This window comes from Tenacibaculum sp. 190524A02b (assembly GCF_964036645.1).
GTDB classification, from domain to species: domain Bacteria; phylum Bacteroidota; class Bacteroidia; order Flavobacteriales; family Flavobacteriaceae; genus Polaribacter; species Polaribacter vairaonense.
On sequence record NZ_OZ038525.1, the window covers coordinates 714642 to 739159 of the forward strand.

Annotated in this window: 9 protein-coding genes; 7 read left to right on the top strand and 2 right to left on the bottom strand. The window is 29.8% G+C overall.

What is annotated here, in order from left to right:
- Positions 1–64 precede the first annotated feature (64 nt).
- The 3 genes from ABNT65_RS02940 (at position 65) to ABNT65_RS02950 (ending at position 11060) form a co-directional block, all read left to right on the top strand.
- Positions 65–1930 carry a tetratricopeptide repeat protein gene (locus tag ABNT65_RS02940; RefSeq protein WP_348736562.1) on the top strand — a complete coding sequence of 622 codons (1866 nt, stop codon included), beginning with the start codon at positions 65–67 and terminating at the stop codon, positions 1928–1930.
- A gap of 324 nt (positions 1931–2254) precedes the next feature.
- The gene (locus ABNT65_RS02945) at positions 2255–10885 is read left to right on the top strand and encodes a T9SS type A sorting domain-containing protein (RefSeq protein ID WP_348747127.1); all 8631 of its coding nucleotides are present in this window, start codon (positions 2255–2257) and stop codon (positions 10883–10885) included.
- 13 nt (positions 10886–10898) lie between these two features.
- Positions 10899–11060: a hypothetical protein gene (locus ABNT65_RS02950; protein ID WP_348747128.1), complete on the top strand. Its 162-nt coding sequence runs from the start codon at positions 10899–10901 to the stop codon at positions 11058–11060.
- A 168-nt stretch (positions 11061–11228) separates the two neighbouring features.
- On the opposite strand, the gene ABNT65_RS02955 is transcribed toward ABNT65_RS02950, so the two are convergent.
- Positions 11229–12890, bottom strand: coding sequence for a tetratricopeptide repeat protein (locus tag ABNT65_RS02955; protein ID WP_348747129.1), 1662 nt, complete (start codon positions 12888–12890; stop codon positions 11229–11231).
- Between the two features lie 205 nt (positions 12891–13095).
- Between ABNT65_RS02955 and ABNT65_RS02960 the strand changes: the two genes are divergently transcribed.
- The 4 genes from ABNT65_RS02960 to ABNT65_RS02975 all read left to right on the top strand — a co-directional run bounded on the left by ABNT65_RS02960 (position 13096) and on the right by ABNT65_RS02975 (position 22135).
- A complete protein-coding gene (locus ABNT65_RS02960) occupies positions 13096–19638 on the top strand; it encodes a LamG-like jellyroll fold domain-containing protein (RefSeq protein ID WP_348747130.1) in 6543 nt (2180 codons plus the stop codon).
- Positions 19639–19651: 13 nt separating this feature from the next.
- The gene (locus ABNT65_RS02965; protein WP_348747131.1) at positions 19652–19816 is read left to right on the top strand and encodes a hypothetical protein; all 165 of its coding nucleotides are present in this window, start codon (positions 19652–19654) and stop codon (positions 19814–19816) included.
- Between the two features lie 165 nt (positions 19817–19981).
- Complete coding sequence (locus ABNT65_RS02970) at positions 19982–21775, top strand: ATP-binding protein (protein WP_348747132.1); 1794 nt, start codon at positions 19982–19984, stop codon at positions 21773–21775.
- Between the two features lie 189 nt (positions 21776–21964).
- Positions 21965–22135 carry a hypothetical protein gene (locus tag ABNT65_RS02975; RefSeq protein WP_348702313.1) on the top strand — a complete coding sequence of 57 codons (171 nt, stop codon included), beginning with the start codon at positions 21965–21967 and terminating at the stop codon, positions 22133–22135.
- A 529-nt stretch (positions 22136–22664) separates the two neighbouring features.
- On the opposite strand, the gene ABNT65_RS02980 is transcribed toward ABNT65_RS02975, so the two are convergent.
- Positions 22665–24503 (bottom strand): cystathionine beta-synthase, encoded by a 1839-nt coding sequence (locus ABNT65_RS02980; protein ID WP_348747816.1) that lies wholly within the window; start codon positions 24501–24503, stop codon positions 22665–22667.
- Positions 24504–24518 lie beyond the last annotated feature (15 nt).

Here is a 24518-nt window from a genome sequence, read left to right on the forward strand (position 1 = left end):
AGATTCAGTATAAAAACAGGCTTAATTCATTTTGTTAAAAATAAATTATTTTATAGAATAGTTCATGAGTAAAAAGTTACCCCTTGTAATTATAACATTCTTTAGTTTAATAACTTCTATTTGTTCACAAAAAAAAATAGACTCATTACAGCAAGTTTTACAAAATGCAAGTACTAAAGAAACAAAGCTGAAAATATTAGATAAGCTGACTTTAGAAATGGTTCGCACTAATCATTCAGAACAATGGAAGTATTTAAACCAAACAATATTATTAGCTAAAAAAATAGGTAATTATGATTTAGCAGCTTCAAAAACTAGATTCATAGCGCAGAGGTATATATATGGAGGAAAAGCAGATTCAGCAATACATGTTGTAGAACAATTGTTGAAATATAAAAAAAAGTTTACTACTCCAAAGTCTGAAGGACATCTGTTATTAAAAAGAGGTGCGGCTTATTTCAATAAGGAATTATTAAAAGAAGCAGCTAAAGATTATGATAAATCTGCTGAATTGTTTATGAAATCTAAAGATTCTATTTATGCTGCGGATGCTCTTTTTTTTGCAGGGCAAGTATATTCAAATAGCAATGAATTTTTAAAAAGTATTGAACGTTTAGAGAAAGCATATAATCTATATAATATGTTAGGAGATAAAGTATATGCTAACTACACATTAAATGAATTATCTATACTATATGGTAAAAATGGTTTTCACGATAAAGCTATTTACGAAAGAAAAAGAATTTTAAAAAATGCTAAGATTATAAATAAAGAATCAAATATAACTTATGCTTATGCGCATTTATTTACTTCTTACTTTAAAAAAGGAAATTTAAATACAGCTAGAAGTTATTTAGATTCTGTAACAATTTCAAAAAATAAGATAGTAGACAATAGTATGAGGGAATCATTAAGTTTCCGACTATCTGGGATGAATGTAAGATATTTTCTAAAAAAGAATAATTTAGATAGCGCATATATATATTTAAAAAGTTATGAAAAAAAGTTAAAAAAAGAAAATGTAGCAAAGTATCATAAAAATACTTTTTTATACTATGCTGCAAAATTTTATAATAAAAAAGGAAAGTATGCTAAAGCACAAAAGTATCTTGAAGAATTACTAGATAAAAATAATAAAGTAGGTGATGCCAAAATGATACTTGAAGCAAATAAGGAAATGTCTCAAGTATTAGCTAATCAAAATAAGTTTAATAAATCTTATAAGTACTTAAAATATTATACAGATAATAAAGAGATAGAGAATTCAAGGATTAAAAAGAATACTTTTTTGTATCATCAATCACATTTTGAAACCGAAAGAAAAGATATCGAAATTTATAAAAATGAAGCTCAGATAAAACTACTAGAAAAAGATAAAGAAATAGCAAAAGCAAAAAGAAAAACCTTATTAATACTATTAATAGCAATTATTTTCATAGCTATTCTAGTTGGTTACTTTATATGGAAACAAGGAGTTCGTAAAAGAAAAGCATTGTCTAATAAATTAGAAAGAAATAAAAAGGAACTGAATAGGTATACAAAACAGCTAATAGAAAAAAGCAAACTTCAAGAATTGTTAGATAAAGAAATTGAAGAGCTAAAAGAAGAAATTGGGCAACACAAATCATCAGAAAAACTTCAAGATTTAACTACCGTAAAAATTCTTACTAATGATGATTGGTATGATTTTAAAGAAAAATTTAGAAGTGTGTACCCTAATTTTTTTGCAAGTATAAAAAATAAAGGTTTTGAATTAACCAAAGCAGAAGAACGATTAATAGCTATGGAAAAACTCTATTTAGATACAAATGAAATAGCTAGTATGTTGGCAATTTCACAAGATAGTGTCACTAGAAGTCGTTCTAGGTTACGTAAAAAAATAAATGCTCCAAAAGGAGTTCCAATCCTTGAGTATTTAGAAGCTTCATAGTTAAAAAACAATACTTTTTTTTAAGTAGAAGCTTCTCTTTAAAAAGAAATCCCTTCTAAATTAACAAATCAATTATAATTTAAAATACTTTTTAATTGTTTGTAATACAGTATTTAATTGTTTTTTACCACTTTTTGCCACTACTTAAAATAGGTTACAACAAAGTAATGTTAGATTTTTGGCACTTGAAAGATATAAACAGATAATTTAATTTATTAGAGAAGAGTAATGAGTTAAGTTGTCTGTTTTTTGTCCGGCTAATTTTTAAGATAAATTCATAACAAATTGATTTCTTTGAACTCGATTTTAAAAGTACCCTTATTTATGCAAAAAAGAATACTCGCTATTTTATTAGTATTATGTAACAGCATACTTTTGGCCCAAGAAACTTATGTTCCTGATGGCAATTTTGAAGCTTTTTTAGAAGCCAACGGAATGGGAAATGGTGTTCCTGATGATGATTACGTAACAACTGCTAACATTTCATCAATTACTTCATTAAATATATCTTCTAGTATGATTGCTGATATTACTGGAATCGAAGATTTTGTTGCATTAGAAGTTTTAGATTTCTCAAATAATGGAGTAGGGAATTTTGATCTTTCTAACAATATTGCTTTAAAAGAATTGTATTGTGCTACAAACGGAATGAGTTCTATAAACGTAGCAGCAAATGTGAATCTAGAAATTTTAGATTGTTCTGATAATAGTAATACAACAATTAACGTAAGTACAAATGTAAAGTTGAAAGAGTTAAATATTTCAACAAACGGTGCTACTTCATTAAATTTAGGAAGTGTATCTACTTTAGAAAATATAAATGCTAGTAATAATAATTTAACAACTTTAGATATAACAAATCTTTCAAATCTTACAGATTTAAATTGTGATACCAACTATAATCTAAATATTACTGATTTTAGTTCACTAACAAGTTTGGTAAACTTGAACTTTAGTAATACCAACTTGAGAAGTTTAGATTTATCAAGTAATACCTTACTAGAGACACTTACAATAGATTTTATGTCTGGGTTTTATTTAGATTTATCTAGTAATACAGTTCTTACAAGTCTATCAGCAAATAGTAGTGATTTAAATAGTTTAAACATAAAAAATGGAAATAATGCAAATATCACTTCTTTTGATGCAAGAAATAATCAATTTACTTGTATTCAAGTGGATGATGAAACAGCAGGGTATTTAAGTACATGGCAAAAAGATTCAATTGCTTCTTTTGCAGAAGATTGTAGTACGACTAATATTCCAGATGTTAATTTCGAATACTATTTAGAAAATCATGATGCTAATGGAAATGTTGTTTCTGTTGGAAGTCCCAATAGTATGGGGAACGGAGTTGTTGATGATGGAAAGATACTTACGGCAAGAATTAAAAATGTTACTTCATTAAATATATCAGGAAACAGTATTGGGGAACTTGTTGGATTAGAGGTGTTTGAAGGTTTAGAGATTTTAGATTGTTCAGATAATGATTTTAATGACTTTGATTTTTCACAATTACCAGAATTAAAAGAGTTGTACATTCATGATGTCTTTTTCGCTGTATTAGACTTATCAAGTAATTTAAAAATAGAGAAATTAATTTATAACAATGCGAATAGTACTACATTAAATTTAGGAAACAATACCATTATAAGGGAATTAAATATTGGGGGAAATAATATTACCTCTTTTGATGTGTCTCAATATACATCATTAGAAATTTTGAATATTGATGATAATTATCAAATTATTCCTATAAATGTTAGTCCATTAACTAGTTTAAAAGAGTTAAGTGCAAATGATACTAGTCTACGAAATTTAGATGTAAGTCAGAATGTAGTATTAGAAAAATTATCTATCAATAATGCATCAGGCTTTTACTTAGACCTTACAAATAACACAGCATTAACTAGTTTTTCTGCTCGTGAGTCAGATATGTCTGGAATCAATATTCAGAACGGAAATAATGCCAATATTACATTTTTTGATACTGAACAAAATACAATAACACTACGTTGTATTCAAGTAGACGATCCTACCGCATCTTATTTAAATACTTGGAATACGGATAGTGAAGCAACATTTCGTTTAGATTGTGGAGAAACTACTGTTCCTGATGATAATTTTGAAAATTATTTAGAAACACATGATGCGGATGGAAATGTAGTTTCTATTGGTGATGCTGACAGTATGGGTAATGGAATTGCAAATGATAATAAAGTTTATACTTCCAATATTTCTATTGTTGAAGAATTAGATATCGATAATTTATCAATTTCTGACTTGACTGGTATTGGTGGATTTGTTGCCTTGAAGACGCTATACTGTCATGATAATACAATTGAAAATTTAGATTTATCGCAAAACGTAGCTTTAGAAAGATTAGATTGTTATAAATCTGGTGTAAAGAGTTTGAATATTACTCAGAATACAGAATTAACCCTTATTCAATGTTTTAGAAATGAGCTAACTGCATTAGATGTGAGTAATAATACAAAACTAACTCGTATTGATGCTTTCAATAACCAAATTACAGCGTTAGACCTTTCTCAAAACTTAGAATTAACTTCTATAAATTGTGCTCAAAATCAATTAAATAGTTTAGATGTTTCTAATAATGTAAAGCTTACAGATTTGACTTGTTATGAAAACAGATTGAATAGTTTAGATGTTACAAACCTTCCATTATTAGAAGATTTAGATTGTGTAGATACGCAACTTACAGTTTTAGATGTTTCTCAAAATCCTGAGTTAGTAGAATTACAGGTATATGAAAATAACTTAACAAATTTAGATGTAAGTAATAACTTAAAATTGGTTGAATTATACGCAGAAAGTAACAGTATTACAAGTTTAGATGTTTCAAAAAATACTGCATTAGTTGATTTATCAATAGCTTATAATCAATTAACCTATTTAAACATTAAAAACGGAAATAACACAAATCTAGATCATAGAGATTTTGATATTCGTAATAATCCAGGATTGACTTGTATAACAGTAGACGATGTAACTTATGCAAATGCAACATTTTTAAAAAAAGATGCTCATAATGAATTTAAATTGTTTTGTACAGAAACAACAGTTCCTGATGACAATTTTGAAACCTATTTAGAAACGCACAATGCTACTGGAGGAGTTGTTCCTGTTGGAGACCCAACAAGTATGGGAAATGGTATTGCTAATGATAATAAAGTTGGAACAGAACGAATTCAAAATATCACATATTTAAACATTTCGAACCAAGGAATTACAGATTTAACAGGTTTAGAAGATTTTGTAAGTTTAGAAGAACTAAGAGCATTTGACAATACAATTACTTCAGGAAGTATAGATCTTACAGTAAATACAAAACTAAGAGAAATTTATTGCTCAGATATGGGATTAAATACTGTTGATGTTTCTGGATTAACAAAATTAGAACGTATTGAATTTCGTAATAACAATCTATCTAGTATTGATGTAAGTTCCAGCTCAAATCTAAATTATTTTAATATTGATGGTAATAATTTTACAACAGTTAATGTAAGTAGCAATAATTTATTATCGGATTTAAGAATTAGAGATAATGTTGTATTAAACTCAATAGATATTTCTAATAATAGTAACCTAGTTAGGTTATATGTAGGAGGAAACTCTCTGTCAATTTTAAATGTTTCGAATAACACTTTATTAGAAACTATTAGTGCAGGAGAAAATCAATTAGCAACTATTAATATAACTGGATTAAACAACTTAACAGATTTATTTGTTGAAGATATGCCAACATTAACATCTTTAGATGTTACCAATAATACAAACCTTGAAGATATTGGAGTTAGCGGTACTGGTTTATCGGTTTTAGACTTAAGTAGTCTTACGAAGTTAATTGAAGTATATGCAAATAACACTAGTATTACAGAACTTGATTTTAGTGCAAGTCCAGATTTAGAATATGTTGAATGTCAAAACTCACAGTTAACGTCATTAAATCTTAAGAATGGAAATAATAGCAGTAATATAGAATTATATGCTACTGGGAATGCCAACTTATTCTGTATTCAAGTAGACGATCCTTCTGCAAGTTATTTATCAGGTTGGGAGAAAGATACTACAGCTAATTTTAGTGATGATTGTAATTGGACATATGTTCCAGATGATAGGTTTGAAGATTATCTAGAAACGCATGATGCTAACAATAATAATGTAGCTGTTGGAGATCCAACTAGCATGGGTAATGGAATCGCGAATGATAACTTTGTAAAAACAGCGAATATTGAAAATGTAACCGATTTATTTATCGGATTTCAAGGAGTTACTGATTTAACTGGTTTAGAAGCATTCTCGGCATTAGAAGTTGTTTTTCTTTTCAACAATACATTGACTGATACCAATTTAGATCTTACCGAGAATACAAATCTGAAAAGAATTGAAGCTAGTGGTATGAGATTAACTAGTATTAATATTACTGGTTTAGCCGGCTTAGAAAGATTAGAAGTATCACGAAATAATCTAACTTCTATTGATCTTTCTACAAATACTGCTCTTAAAGATTTAATCATCTCTACAAATAATTTATCTGGTTTAGATATAAGCGCTAATGTGTTATTAGAAGATTTACAAATTCATGAAACGACCTTAAGTATTATTGATATTAGTGCAAATGTGAATTTAACACGAGTCTTAGCTTCTTTAAATCAATTTACGGCTTTAAATACTCAGAATAATACGTTATTAGAAACGTTGAGTCTAGGTAGAAACCCATTAACTTCTTATGATGTAAGTCATTTAACAAATCTTCAAGATTTAAACCTAGATGAAACCAATATTACGTCTATTGATATTAGTAAGAATACGAATTTAGTTGAGTTTAGCGCAAGAAATAACAATAATTTAACTGAGTTAAATGTAAGAAATGGAAACAATAGTAGCTTTACTGAATTTAGAGTAACTGGTTGTTCTAATTTGACGTGTATTGAGGTTGATGATCCAAATATATCATTTTTAACAAGTTGGGGAAAAGATGCTACGGCTAGCTTTTCAGAATACTGTAGATTTACTTCAATTCCAGATACAAACTTCGAAGCATATTTAGAAACTCATAATGAATTTGGAGGATCAGTTGCTTTAGGAAGTTCAAACAGTTTAGGAAACGGAATTATTGACGATAACTTGGTTCCAACAGCTAAAATTGAAGTAATTCAATTACTGACTCCTAGAAATGAAGGGATTGAAAATTTTACTGGAATTGAAGATTTCAAAAGTTTAATTCGTTTTTGGATCGATGATAATACGTTAACAAATACTGATTTAGATTTAAGAAATAATACACTATTACAGAGTATAACTCTAGAAAATACTGGAATTACGAGCCTAAATATTAATGGTTTAACAGTATTGGAAGGTTTAGAAGCTGCAAATAACAGTTTAACAACGTTAGATGTTTCAACAAATACAGGTTTAAAATTCTTAAATGTTGGAGATAATGATTTAACGAGTTTAGATATAAGTACTAATGATTTGACAAGTTTAACGGTTCGTAATAATAGATTAGGAACTATAGATATTAGTACACAAGTTAACTTAACTTCTTTATATGCTGAGAATACAAATATTACATCTCTTGATGTTTCAAATAATCCATTATTAGAAAACTTAGAATGTGGTGTTAATCCATTAACAAATTTAGATGTAACAAATCTTACGGATTTATTCTTCTTATCATTTAGTACTACAAGTATTTCTGAAATTGATTTTAGTAATAATACAAACTTAAGTCGTTTGGAGTGTGATAGTACACCATTAACTTCTCTTGATTTAGGAAATCAAAATACCTTAGATAATCTTTCTTGTAAGAATTCATTATTAACAAACTTGAATTTAAGGAGTGGTAATAATGCTGATCTTGATAATGTAGATGTGACTGGGAATCAAAGTTTATCGTGTATATCTGTTGATGATCCAGCGGCTGCTGCATTATTAGGAACTTGGTTAAAAGATGCAACAGCAAACTATGCAGAGTATTGTAGAATGACGTATGTTCCAGATGATGCTTTTGAAACGTTCTTAGAAAATAATGGTTATGGAAATGGAGTAATAGACGATTATGTATATACAGCTTTAGTTGAAGTTTCTGAAGGGTTTAACTTACATAATGGATTAGTAGAAGATATGACCGGTATTGAAGATTTTAGAGATATGTGGTTCTTAGGATGTCGTAATAATGCTAATTTGACAAGTATTGATTTAAGTAAAAATACAAAGCTAACCAACGTTACATTAGCTAACAATAACCTTGCAAGCTTAGATTTAAGTAATAATCTAATTCTGGAAAAAATATATTTAGATGGAAATTCTAACTTAGGTAATGTGGATATTTCTATGTTGAGTAGTTTAAATACACTTAGTGTTTCTGATACTGGTATTAATTTTATAGATATTTCTAATAATCCATTAATGAGAGTGGTAAATCTTAATGATAATAATTTTACTGAATTGGATATTTCAAACTACCCAAGTATTGTTCAACTACGAATCGCTAATAACCAATTAACGTCATTAAATATAGCTAACGGAAATAATGATAATTTCACTTGGTTTGATGCGCAAGGGAATCCAAGTTTGACTTGTATAAAAGCAGATAAAGAAATTCAGTTACATCCAGATATTTGGGAAAAAGACGCCACGGCTAGTTTCGCGTTATACTGTGACGTAACATATATTGCGGATACTAATTTTGAAAACTATTTAGAAACTCATGATGCTGATGGAAATTTAGTTCCGCTTGGAGATGCTACAAGTTTAGGAAACGGAATTGCTAATGACAATGAGGTATACACAGAGAAAATTGAAACTGTAGTAGATTTAGATTTAAGTAGTTTAGATATTACAGATTTAGCAGGTATTGAAGCGTTCATCGCTTTAGAAATATTAAACTTAGATTATAATGATTTAACTACGTTAGACTTATCAAGCAATTCAAACTTAAGAATTTTAGATGTTGCTGAAAATGATTTAACAGAATTAGATTTATCAGTTATTCCAACGTTAGAAGAAGTACAATTACGATCTAACAAAATAAAAACATTAACAGCAAACAATCCAAACCTTAAGATACTTAAGGCTAGTAAAAATCAATATACGTATTTAGATGTAACCAATTGTCCACAACTAGAAGAACTTGGGGTTACGCAAACATTATTAGTATCACTAGACGTTAGAAACGGAAACAATAATTTAATGACCGATTTTAATGCGAAATTCAACGATTATTTAACGTGTATTGAAGTTGACGATGCATCTGCATCTTATTTATCAACTTGGGATAAAGATGCAACAGCTAATTTCACCGAAGATTGTAATACTGCAGTTTGGACAGGAACAAACGGTACAGATTGGACCGACAATGGAAATTGGTCTTCAAATACTGTAGCTTCAACATCACAAAATGTAATTGTACCAGTTTTTGTAACCTCTCCAGTTATTGAATCGGGAGTTACAGCTGAAATGAATGACTTAACAATAGAAGAGTTATCGTCTTTTACAGTTGAAGATAATGGAGCTGTTATTGTAAATGGTAATTTGGATACAGATGAAATAGTAACTATTAAATCTTCATCTTCTACCAGTGGAACCTTAATCGTAAAAGGAACTTCAAACGGAAACATAACGTATGAACGTACAGGTTTAGTAGCTAATAAATGGAGTATTATAACCGCTCCAGTATCAGGACAAAGTATTAAGGAATTTATAGAAGCCCCTGAAAATAATATTCGAGTAAACACGAGTGTAACACCACATCGTTATGCTGTGGCTTATTATGATGATACCAAGGCTGAAGGTACAAAATGGACGTATTACACAGCAGATGATATTCAAACGAACGCTTTAACTTTTGAACAAGGAAAGGGGTATATCATTTCAAGAACAACGGATGGAAGTGTAAAGTTTACAGGAACATTAGAAACGGAAGATGTATCAGTTAGTGCAAATGCCAATCAATGGAATTCAGTAGGGAATCCATATACAGCTTATATGCCAATAAACACCAATGGCAGTACCAACTTTATTCAAGAAAATTTAAGCAAATTCAGTTCAGCTAATGTTGGAGTTTATATTTGGGATGTAACTCAAAATAAATATGTCGCCAAAACATTAGTAGGAGAAGCCGCTTCATTAACAGTAGGTCAAGGTTTCTTTGTAAAAACAACTAGTGGAGTATCATCAATAGATTTTAAAGAATCACAACGTATTTCAGATGCTACAGGAATAGGTGTGTTTTCAAGAAAAGCCAGAATACCTAATATTCAGGTCTTAGTCAAGCAAGGAAACATCACAGTAGATACGAATATTAAATACATGGGGAATGCTACAGAAGGATTAGATCCAGGGTATGATGTGGGGAACTTTGGCGGTGCAGCATTTGATGTGTTTACAAGATTAGTATCAGGAACAAATAGTCAAGATTTTACCCTACAATCTTTACCAAATGCCAATTATGAAGGGATGGTCATTCCATTAGGAATAAAATCAGAAGCAGGAGAAGAGGTAAATATTAGTATGAATGTTGAGAATTTACCAACAGGAATAGAAGTGTATTTAGAGGATAGGCTACTAGGAACAGAAACCAAATTGAGTGATAAAGACGCAACTTATAAAGTGAATTTTAAAGAAAAGATAGATGGAGTAGGACGCTTTTATATCCATACCAAATCAGCTTCTTTAGATGTATCAGAAGCTCATGAAAAACCTGTGAGTATTTATGCTACTACTACCAAGCATGTAATAATTGAAGGTGTTAACGGAGAAGATTTTACAGTTGAAATATTCAACACATTAGGATCAAAAATGATAGAAAGAAATTATAAAGGAACGGGTAAAAACTCAATAAACGTAGCAGGTTTATCATCAGGAACATATATTGTAAAGTTAGTATCAGAGAAACAAACCGAAACTAAAAAAATAATTATAGAATAATATTAGATTGAACATGAAGAATGTGAATAAGCAGGAAATGACAAGAAAAGAGGCGTTAAAGAAAATAGGGAACTATGGTAAGTATACCGCTTTAACTGCATTAGGAACGTATATGTTATTAAACCCTAAAAAAGCACAAGCTCAAAGTCCTGAAGCACCAGGAGAAGGGTTTTAAAAAGGTAGTATACTACTACACTACTACTATATACTAGAAAGAGTCGAGATACTTGTTGTCTCGGCTTTTTTGCATTAAAAAGTTATACAAGGTTGAGTCTGGTTTTAACTTTACTCAATAGAAAAATAGCCTACTTTGAAATGTCAGGTTAAAAGAGGTACTAATACACTATATGAGTTCCATAATAACTTGCTCTAGCTCTTGCTCTCTGTGCAATCCCATTTTTTTTCGAATACGATGTCTGGATGCTTTAACAGAACCCATAGTAACATTACGAATAACCATAATTTCTTTAAGACTTAAATTCATACGAATCAACGCACATATTTCTCTTTCAGACTTCGTGAGGTTAGGATATAACTCCCTTAACTTTTTATTGAAAACTTCATCAAGTTGCTCTATATTATCACCAATAGAATCCCATTTATTTTCGGTTTGAATTTGAGCGGTTAAATCAGAAATTAGAGATTGAAGATTACCACCTCCAATAGTATCAGTTTTAAACTTAATCTTTTTTAATTTTGATAAAAACTCTTGTTTAAACTGTAAACGCATTTTATTATCGGCAACAACTTGTTTGGCTTGATAGGTGGTATGTTTCAGTTTTTCATCCAATAACTCTTTAGCCAGTTGTTCTTTTTTATAACGCTCTCTATTTAATTTTCTACGGTTATTAACAATAATAAGTAAAGTAATAACACCTACAGATACAAATATTAATAAGGCAATATATAATTTATTATTAGCCTGTTTAGCTTCGTTTATTAACTGGAGTTTCCTTTTCTCATTTGCAAAATGTAAGCTATCAGCCTGTTTTTCTTTTTGAAATTTATAATTCAATTCCAGTTCAGTAATCTTTTTAGCATTTTTAACATTAAAAATAGAATCATAATAGTATTTATGGGTTTTATAATATCCCAGAGCATATCTATAATTTCCCATTTTTTCGAAAATATGACTTCTTAACTGATACATTAAAGGTAATTTCGACGTATTTCCATACTTTTTGACAGAAGCAAAAGTTTCATCTATATAATGAATTGCTAGTTGATGTTTACCTAAATCAGAATGAATTTTTGCAAGATGCATTTGACTGTTAATAACGAAATTAGTGTAGTTTTTAGACTTGTAAAGCGCTATATTATCCTTATATATTTCAATGGCATTGTTATAGTTTCCCGTGGTGTAATGGATTGTCGCAATATTTTCACTAGCTCTAGCTTTTCCAAAAGAAGTAGGATAATAGTTTCTCGATAATTGATAATAGTGCATTGCAGAATCATTCTGCTTATTATAATAATAACTAACACCTAACATATTGTATGTACGAGCTAATTCTGTACTATCTAAATATTTTTGTCGTATAGAAATTGCTTTTAAAAAATAGGACTTAGATTTTTCATACTCTTTTTGATACCTAAATAGCATGGCTATATTATGATAGCTCTGAGCTATTCCTACAGAATCTTTTAAGGCTTCTCTAATTTTTAAAGCTTGTAATCGTAAGACAAGAGATTTTTCATAGTTTCTTTGCTTAGATTCATATTTACCTAAAGCATCTATTATTATAGCTTCCTTCTTTAAAAAATAATTTGAAGAAGGAGTATTATTTTTAATTATTTGAAAGGCTTCGTTCATTAAAACCCTTGCTTGATCTATATTTCTTTTTTCAACTTTTTTGTTGAGTTCAATTATGTAATGAATTTTTAAAGAATCGTTTTGAGCTATTGCTACTTTTTCTCTAAGATTAGTTTCTATTGAATCCTGTTTTATTTGAGAAAAAACAGAAAAAAAATAACACAGAAAAATAATATTTAATGTAAATCGCATATACATTATAATTAAAAAATGTATTACAAATATAATCACATAAACATAAAATATTAAATACTTGTTTTTTTATGGATATCTATAAGCCCTTATATTTAAAGGGATGTAACTTTTTGTAACCATAAAAAATAAAGATTTTTTAAATAAGAGTTGTACCATTGTCTTTCATAATTAATATAGAATTCAACCATACAAGTTAATTATTATGAAAAAAAAAATACTCCCTCTTTTACTATTATTATGTAGTGTTATTCTGTTACCGGAAAAATTATATGCGGTAGAAAATAATGATACTAAGAATCATTTAGCTGGACAAATACAAGTTAAAGGAATGGATCCAATGGGAACTCCATTTACAAATGGACAAACAAACGTATCTGAGCCAGACGGTACACTTTTTTTTAATACTGCTACTGGAGCTACTTCTCTTAATTCTTTTACTATTTCAAACTTAAGTTTTGCTGATGATTTAAACATCTCCAGTATTACTATTACAGGTGCTGATGCTAGTCATTTTGAAATAGAAGGTACACCACCTACATTAATTGCTACTGGAGTTAACGAGATGATTGCTATAAAATTTATTCCACAAACTGCAGGTACAAAGAATGCTACGGTTACTATTAATAGTGATGATCCAACAAACAGCACGTTTACTTTTGCTATACAAGGAACCGCTTTTGAAAGTGCTACAGGTCTTCATTTTGACGGAATAAATGATAATATTACGTTTAATGATGGTAATTATAGTTTAAATGGAAACTTTACGATTGAATTTTGGATAAAACCAGATATTTCAGGCACGGAAGAACATGTTATTCTAGACAACAAAGGATCTAATGAAGGCTATAGTTTAAGTATAAATACTATGAGTCAATTAAACTTTAGCTTTTTTACTTCCACCGGAATTAATAATTTAAATACATCATCAATAACGAACAATTCATGGCAACATGTAGCCATAATTTATAATGGAATAAATTATAGAATATTTATAAATGGAGTTGAAGATAATAGTTTAATACTCTCCGAAGATATCATAGATAGTAGCAATAATTTAACTTTAGGAACTGTTAATGGTGGTGGAAGTGATTATTATAAAGGAGCTATAGATGATTTTCGTGTATGGAATAGGGCTTTATCTAGCTGTAGAATTTCAGATCAATCTAGCTGTCAATTAACAGGAAATGAAGAAAACTTAATTGCCTACTATAATTTTAATAATGGAGAAGTAAACGGAAATAATTTCCCAATGTATAATGTATTACCTCCAAACCATATAGTTAACGGAGGTATTCCTCCACAAGGGATTTTAAATAATTTTGATTTAACTGGTACAACTTCTAATTGGGTAAATACAACTGCAAATGGTATTTCTGGAACCTGTAACACTTATACTGAGTCAGTAATACATATTTCTTCTAATAACAATGAAATTAATAGTGGTGATACTATAGTTAACCCAAACAACAATACATTTTTTGGAGATGTTCAAATAGGGCAAGCAGAGCCCGTTACTTATGTTTTAGGCAATATAGGTAATGCAACATTAAACATTTCTAATATTACCATTGAAGGTTCTTCTGATTTTACAATTTTAGAATCTCCAGCTAGTGTTGAGGGTGGATCTGCTGAAAATTTACGAATTCTTTTTACACCTTCTTCTATCGGAACAAAGAATGCTACTGTTCGTATTTTAAATGATGATTGTGCCAATGGGACGTTTACTTTTGCTATAGAAGGTGTTGGATTTACGCCAGCAACAGGAATTCATCTTGATGGAACGGATGATCATATTAGTATTAGTCATAATAACGCTTTCAATACAAATACATTTACTATAGAAGCATACTTTAAAACAGCGTCTACAGCAGGAGGGCAACCCATTATAAGTAAGTACGATGCTACAGGAATTAATGGGTTTTCTTTGTTTTTGAATAGTTCAGGAAGAATACGATTTGAGTACGCAGTACCAAATAGTGAATCCACTAGTTCATCTGATGCTTCTGGACTTAATGATGATAACTGGCATCATGTTGTTTTAGCATTTGGAAATGGAAAGGCCGTATTTTATATAGATGGTGTATTAGACAATGAAATTACTTTTAGTAATATTCCAGAAACCCCAACAAACACAGAATCGCTTTATATAGGGTATTCTACATTTAATAACGTTTATTTTAATGGAGAAATAGATGAAGTACGTTATTGGTCTCGAACATTATGTTTAGATGAAATAAACGCACAACGTGGTTGTGAATTAGCAGGAAATGAATCAGGATTAGTCGCTTATTATAAATTTAATCAAGGAAACGTAAATGTTAGTAATGTAGGACAAACTATTTTAAATGATGTTACTTCTAACAATTTAGATGGAACATTAACTAATTTTGATTTAACAGGTACTACTTCTAATTGGATAAATACTTCAGCAAATAGTATTTCAGGTACGTGTTCCATAGCAATTCCTGAAATTAATCTTCAAGGTGATGGTAATGATATTCCGAATGGAGATACAACACCTATTACAAGTGATAATACAGATGCAGGAGATGTTAATGTGGGAAGCTCTAAAGAAATAGATTTCTATATTCGTAATTCAGAGGGGTCTGCTTCATTAAATGTTAGTAATATTGTATTAACTGGAGATACTGGAGACTTTTCCATTACCCAATCCCCAATTAACAATCCAATTCCAGCAACGGAATCTGCTTTATTAAAAATAGCATTTGCACCAACCTCTGGAGGCTTAAAAACAGTTACAGTAACTATTAGTAGTGATGATTGTGATGAATCTGAATATACGTTTACTATACAAGGAACTGGAGTTCCTCCTGGTTCAGGTTTAGATTTTGATGGTACAGATGATATTGTTACTATACCACATAATAACTCTCAAAATAACTTAAACTTTTCTGTAGATTTTTGGATTAAAACAACAGATGGTCTTGGAGGAGTCATTAATAAATTTACCCCGGATGGAGATAATGGATGGCGAATCAATTTGGATGGAGGAAGAATTGAGTTTTATTACTATGCTAGCTCTAGTAATTATATTACTCGTTTGTTAAGTCCAGCAACTAAAGTTGATGATGGTAATTGGCATCATGTTGCAGTTACGTTAGATTCTGGAAATGCTAGATGTTATATTGATGGTGCATTAGCAAGAACATCTGGTTGGAATGGAACAGCAACACAAACTACAACTACCGCTAATATTCAACTAGGATACGCAGCTGCAGATTCTCCTAGTGGTGATACAGGTGGTTATTTTGATGGTGAATTGGATGAATTAAGAATCTGGACTAAAACTTTAAGCGAATTTGAAGTTGGTCAGTTAAATGGCTGTACTACAGATATGGCTCAAACCGATTTAATTGCTAGTTATAATTTTAATACAGGTATTGCAGCAACTGATAATAGTGGGTTAACAACTTTAACAGATAGTTCAGGTAATAGCTTTAATGGAACACTTACAAACTTTGCTTTAAATGGAGCTACTAGTAACTGGATTGATGCTTCTTCCAACAATGTTTCGGGAAGTTGTGATTGTGTAGTTGCAGGAGGTGTAACACTAACTACGCAAGCGGAAGTAGATAGCTATACATCAAGTATAGGAACTTGTGGAATAATTGAAGGAGACATAACCATTAATGGAACAGTTACGGATTTATCTGGTTTTTCAAATGTGCATACCATTTATGGGAATTTGTATTTAGAAGGAAATATTGTAGATGATCTTTCTGGATTTAATGAACTGACCACTATTGGAGGGAGTTTTACGTTAAAAAATATGACGAATACTACTTCGATAACTGCTTTTTCTAATATTACAAGCCTTGAAGGGAGTTTTGAAGTAAATAATTTAGATCAATTAACAGAAATATCGATCCTTAACCAAATATCGTCTATTTCAAACATAACGATTACGGGTAATTCAATGTTGTCAACAATTGCTTTTGACGAATTACAAACGATGAGTGCACAATTTACGGCTACTTTTAATAGCTCATTAAGTGCTATTTCAATTCCAAAATTAACCCAAGTAAATGGTGAGTTTAGAATAAATAATAATGGAGGAGGAATGACTAGTCTTAGTTTACCACTTCTAGAAAGTACTGGGAATTTTTTAATAGCAGATATGAATGGTTTACAATCTATAACCGTTCCAGAATTACATACTATTACAGGTCGTCTTTCTATTGGTAGTTGTAATGCTTTAACTACGTTGAGTATTCCAAAATTAACAAGTGTTAGTAATAACTTTTCAATTGATAGTTGTACGCAACTTACTACAATAAATACGATGGCTTTATCAGCGGTTAGTGGTAATTTAAGTATTGATGATTTGCCAATAAATAGTTTAGGTTTTCTACAAAATGTAACAAGTATTGGAGGTCAACTTTTATTAAGAGATCTTGTTAATTTAAATAACCTTCAAGGATTTGATGAATTAACATCTTTAGGAAGTTTGAATTTATCAGATTGTGATTTACTGACTAATTTAGAAGGATTCCCAAAATTAGCGATTACTTCTATAAATACATTGAGTATTTCTGAAAATGAATTACTAACAACTTTTGATAATTCCTTCATCGAATCATTAACGTCTATTGGTGTTTTAGGTATTAGTTTTAATGGTAGTCTTGCCGATATAAGTGCATTACAAAATGTTACACAATTAACAAGCTCAGATTCTACGATTAGAAATAACGATGAGTTAGTAACTATTGATTTATTTGGATTACAAAATGTAACAAATACGTTAGTAATCCAAAATCAAGCCAATACCACAAGTTTATGTGGCCTGTTTAACTATGTGCATAATGGTAATGGAAGCACAACACTTACTTTCATAGGTACAAATCCTACAGAGTGGGATAGCGTACAAGATATAACTGATAGTTGTGGGACTCCTATGATTACATTAATTGGTGATAATCCACAAGAAATTGAATTAGGAAGTGGTTATTTGGAATTAGGAGCTACCGTGAATGACGGATCTAGTGTTACTATAAATACTAGTGATTTTGTTGATGCTATTGGAAGTTATAATATTACTTATAATGCAACTGGTGTTTCTGGAAATAATGCGGTAGAAGTAATTAGAACTGTAAATGTTGTACATCCAGCAGAAATAACTTGGACAGGTGATACAAATACAGATTGGAGTGAAACAGGAAACTGGTCTACAAGTTTTACACCGTTAGTATCACAAAACGTTATTATTCCAGATGTAACAAACCAGCCTGTAATAAGCTCAGGACAAACAGTTGAAATGAACAATTTAACTGTTGAAAATTTAGCCAATTTTGATATTTCAGATGGAGGAGCTGTACTAGTAAATGGAGACCTAAATACGACAGAAGCCATAAGTATAGGTTCGTCAGCAAATACTAGTGGAACCTTAATCGTAAAAGGAACTTCAAACGGAAACATAACGTATGAACGTACAGGTTTAGTAGCTAATAAATGGAGTATTATAACCGCTCCAGTATCAGGACAAAGTATTAAGGAATTTATAGAAGCCCCTGAAAATAACATTCGAGTAAACACAAGTGTAACACCACATCGTTATGCTGTGGCTTATTATGATGATACCAAAGCAACAGGTACAAAATGGACGTATTACACAGCAGATGATATTCAAACGAACGCTTTAACTTTTGAACAAGGAAAGGGGTATATCATTTCAAGAACAACGGATGGAAGTGTAAAGTTTACAGGAACATTAGAAACGGAAGATGTATCAGTTAGTGCAAATGCTGATCAATGGAATTCAGTAGGAAACCCATATACAGCCTATATGCCAATAAACACCAATGGTAATGCAAATTTTATTCAAGCCAACTTTGATAAGTTCAGTTCAGCTAATGTTGGAGTTTATATTTGGGATGTAACTCAAAATAAATATGTCGCTAAAACATTAGTAGGAGAAGCCGCTTCATTAACAGTAGGTCAAGGTTTCTTTGTAAAAACAACTAGTGGAGTATCATCAATAGATTTTAAAGAATCACAACGTATTTCAGATGCTACAGGAATAGGTGTGTTTTCAAGAAAAGCCAGAATACCTAATATTCAGGTCTTAGTCAAGCAAGGAAACATCACAGTAGATACGAATATTAAATACATGGGGAATGCTACAGAAGGTTTAGATCCAGGGTATGATGTGGGGAACTTTGGCGGTACAGCATTTGATGTGTTTACAAGATTAGTATCAGGAACAAATAGTCAAGATTTTACCCTACAATCTTTACCAAATGCCAATTATGAAGGGATGGTAATTCCATTAGGAATAAAATCAGAAGCAGGAGAAGAGGTAAATATTAGCATGAATGTTGAGAGTTTACCAACAGGAATAGAAGTGTATTTAGAGGATAGGCTACTAGGAACAGAAACCAAATTGAGTGATAAAGACGCGACTTATAAAGTGAATTTTAAAGAAAAGATAGATGGAGTAGGACGTTTTTATATCCATACCAAATCAGCTTCTTTAGATGTATCAGAAGTTAATGAAAAACCTGTGAGTATTTATGCTACTACTACCAAACATGTGATAATTGAAGGTGTTAACGGAGAAGATTTTACAGTTGAAGTATTCAACACATTAGGATCAAAAATGATAGAAAGAAATTATAAAGGAACGGGTAAAAACTCAATAAACGTAGCAGGGTTATCATCAGGAACATATATCGTAAAGTTAGTATCAGAGAAACAAACTGAAACTAAAAAAATAATTATAGAATAATATTAGATTGAACATGAAGAATGTGAATAATCAGGAAATGACAAGAAAAGATGCGTTAAAGAAAATAGGGAACTATGGTAAATATACCGCTTTAACTGCATTAGGAACGTATATGTTATTAAACCCTAAAAAAGCACAAGCTCAAAGTCCTGAAGCACCAGGAGGTGGGTTTGAATAATACATAATCAAATATATAGAAAAGCCAAAATATTTAATGTATTTTGGCTTTTTTTGTCAAAAGAATCTATATTATATTTCAGTTTTCTATTTTTGAAATAACTTAGATTCTCTAAAAATAAATCTTTTGAAAGTTAGAATATTATTGATAATAACATTGTTTTTTTTGAATATACTTCGTGCTCAAAAAATAGAAACTAAACAATTACAAGATTCTATTTTACACAGTTTTGAAGATAAGTTGAAGATAGTTAAATCTGACACCGCAAAATTAAAGGTACTATTAGAAATAAGTGAATTTCATACATATAGAGAAACGGAAAAGTCATTAAAAACATTAAATCAAGCTTTAGAGCTTTTCAATGTAATTAAAGAAAAGAAAGACTCCTCCTATCTTGGAGATATATATAGAATATCAGGTATTGCTAATAGGAGGTTAGGGAATATTGAAAAAGCGCTTGTTTTTAATCAAAAAGCCTATGAAATATACGATAAGTTAAAAGATTCTTTATATATGGCGCATGTAAACCATAACATAGCAGTTATGTATAGGAATTTTAAAGAGTATAAAAAATCAATATTCTATGGAAAAAAATCAATAACTATTAATAAAAAAATTGAACGTAATATAGGACTAGGATACAATCATAATAATATAGCACTTTCCTTTTTGGGTTTAAAAAAAATAGATTCTACACTTTATTATTTAAAAAAGGCAAGAAGCTATTTTTTAATGAGTAACTACAAAGAAGGGCTCAATAGAGTAAATATGGTGCATGCAGACATTCTTATTCGAGAAGGGAAATATACAAAAGGTTTAACTTATTATTTGGAATCTTTGAAGTATAGAGAATCACAAAATTACAAGCAAGAGATTACTTCATTATCAGTAAAATTGTCAAGAGTTTATTTAAAGCTTAAACAATATAAAACAGCAGAAAAATATATTAATAAAGCGTTGAATACAGCTCATCAAGAAAGTTATCTTAGGTACATAGGTAGTGCTTATAAAGTAAAAGCGGAAATATTAGAAGTAACAAACCGTTACAAAAAAGCTTATGAAAGTATAACATTGTATCATAAGTATAAAGACTCTATAATTAATATTGATAATGTAAAAAAAATCCAGAAAATAGAACTTACCCATGGGTTTAGGAAAGAGAAAATAAAAGACAGTATACAATTAGTTAAAGAGCGAGAAGTTGCAGAAACAAAAGTAGAATTATTAAAAGCTGAAAATAAAATTAATAAGCAACGAGTAGTATTCGGTGGCTTGGGATTGATAATTATATTCTCATTAGCTTACTTAATACGTTACAGAAAATTCACACTTGAAAAACAGAAACTACAAGCACAGTTTTCTAAAGAGCTTATAAATAGTCAGGAAGAAGAAAGATCACGTTTAGCAAGTGAATTACATGATAGTGTTGGTCAAAAATTGATGTTATTGTCAAAACAAACTAAAAATCAAAAAGAAGAAAATTTAGGAAGTTTAGCAGATAGCACATTAGAAGAAATAAGAAGTATTTCTAGAGGTTTATACCCAGCTACTTTTGAAAGAATAGGAATTACAGCAAGTATACAATCAATGATTAATGAAGTAGATGCCAATACAAACTTATTTTTTACCACAGAAATTGATAACATAGATAAATTACTGCCTAAAGAAAATGCATTACATCTGTATCGAATTATCCAAGAGATATTAAGTAATATAATTAAACATTCTAATGCCAAATCTGTTAGTATAAGTATTTCAAAAAAAGAAAACCGTATAGAAACTATTATAGAAGATAATGGAGAAGGTTTTGAGCTATCGGAGAAATTAAACTCAAATACAAGCTTAGGGATGAAAACACTTTTTGAACGATCAAGAATCATAAAATCTAAATTATTTTTTAATAATCGAGCAAATAAGGGAACGGTAATGCAGCTAGTTACTCCTATTAGTTATGCATAGAAAATGAATTAATTTTTTTAGTATCTAATTTCTTTTATAATTATCCTTAGGTTATATACGTACTACTACGTAAATAATAAGAGGTGCTACTTATTTTACGCTAAAGCTATTGAAACTATCTTGCAGTCGTAATATAATATCCCCTAATAAAAGTCTAAATCATTTCAATAACAATTAAAAACAGAAAGGATGAGATTCTTATTAAGAAAGAAAAGAAAGTTTAGAGTAAGAAAAGTAATAAAAAGGTATTCTTATTTACCATTTTATCACAAAGGAAGTTTGTTTTGGTTAACAAGAATAGAAATAGAGAAATCATTTAATGGGATTTCAATGCGAACTATAAATGTTCAGAAAATATAAAAGAATTACTTATAATTTAATCCAAGTCCTCCTGAAAATATGAGGGAATTATAGTTTAAGGGAACAGGAGGGTAAGGATTAATACTTTTTTATAACCAGTAACTATTTACTTTATCTCCTAAATATAAAGAGTTATAAATGTAGATTGTATTTGTTTGATAGTGAGTTTTTTATATGAAAACGTCAACGGGTTAGTTAACCTTTACAGAATTGACACTCGGGAATTTAAATATTAATTTTATTTATAATAATAATTGAACTCAGGTTATTAAAGCTTTAGGTGTACCGTCATGAAGAAGTCATAAGGGTAGTAGTAAAGTCTTTTGGTATATTGTCTTAAAGAGGTCATAAGGGTAATGGTAAACTCTTTAAGGGTACTGCTATATAGTTTTATAATATTGATTACAAGTATTTTGTATGATGTAGTTTAATGTTGTAATCGTACAAATCAATAACAATATTAAAAAAGAACAAAAGTTTAGATCATTAAAAAACGGTCTGAAATATCAATTTTCAGACCGTTTTATACTTAAATATTTTTAACAAACTCTAAAAAGACTTTTTGATGTAGTTCTAAATCAAATTTAGGAGAGACAGCAACACGAGCAATATAATCTTTATCTCCTTCTTTGGTTGTTCCTTGAGTAGAAGTAGCAGGAATAGTCCAATAACAACCTTTTAATTGTCCATAACTCACACAATACTTACTTTCAGTAGGAATTTTCTCAATCATTAAATTAATTAACTTAAGATTAAGAGCTCTCTTATAGGTTTCTTTTTCCTCTTCAGTATTTCCTTTAGTAGGAAGATCTAAAGAAAAAACAGAAGGAGTAAAACCTTGAGAAGCTAATTCTTCAGAAACAAAATTTATTTTAGCATTAGGTAAATTGGTTTCAATAAAGTTTACAAATGCTCTAGTATTTTTATAAGCTTTTTCAATTCTAGTATTCATAGAAGGCATCTGTTCCGCCAATATTTCCATTTGAAGAGCTGTTGCTTCATTATCACAAAGTTGAATATGTACAGCTATTTTATCCATTAAAGGAGCTGCTTTACTGTTAGCAGTGCAATACCCAGCAGTACACTTACCACCGCTAGGAAACTTTGATCCACTAACATAAGCTATTGTGTTAATAGAGGAAAGAATATCAGTAGTGCCTAAAAAATGTACATTAGGGCAGAATGTTTGATCTAAAATAAATACAGGAGCAATGGCATTATTACCACTAGTATTTAAACGCTTTTTACTTAAAACATCTCTTAAGGAAATAAGGTTAGGAACTTCAACTCTTGGGTTTGTTGGAATCTCAGCAATAATATAAGGTATAGCGTCTTCTTTGGCCACCTTGTCTAAAACTAAGTCAATACTTTTAACCATATCATTATCACCATCTACAGGTAAATCCACAACCTCTACGTTATCTATGCAAGCCGCCACACGTCTAGCTTGATCATTAGTACCACCATAACAATTAGGAGGAACAATGAACTTAATATCTTTACCTTCATGATTTTCTAGTGCATAATCAATAAGCCCCATCATAATTGCATATTGAATAGAAAGACCACTGGAACCTACTACAGGCTTAGTATTGGTATTAGTAACATTTTTAATAGTCTGTAAAACCTTAGCTTTATCACTTTCAATATTATGATGATTACGAGTAGATTGGCCAACTAATTGTTTTAAAACAACCAATGTATTGGCAGGAGTCATAGCTATAGTTTCTCTTCTTCTTACATGTTGTATTTCTGAAATATAATCCTCGTTTTCAATTCCGTTTACTAACAAAATACTTCCTAAATCTGTATGAGCATTAATAAAGAAATCTACAGAAGAAGTAAGGTTAAAGTTATGAATAGCTTCTTGTTGAGAAAAAAGAATGATACTACCATCAAACTTAGGAATATCGTCAAAAGTTTCTATTTGTAGCACGTCAAATGTGTAGCCATAAACCTTTTTTATAGTATCAGTATTAAAAAAAGAAGGCAATTCATCTTTATATAAAATTAAAGAGTTTTTATTAGCTAATAGGTTTTTTCTTAAAATAGCTAAAAGAGGTATGGTTACAGATGAAAAACTAATAACATTATCTGCTTTTATATTATTTACACTAGCTATGGTCCATTCCAAAACAGAAGACAAAGGGTGTCCTAACCGAATATAATCATAAGCAGTAGGTAATTCTTTTAGAGCATCAGTTGTAAAAATAGTATTAGAAAAGAGCTTTTTAAACTGGTCTAAAAATTCGGTTTTAGCCAAAGTTTCATTATATATATCTAATCTATGCGTAGTTAAATTTAACCAATCTGTAGGTATATTGTTTAATAAATTCTTAGTATAAATAAGTATGTTATTGTCTTGCATAATTCTCATCTTGAA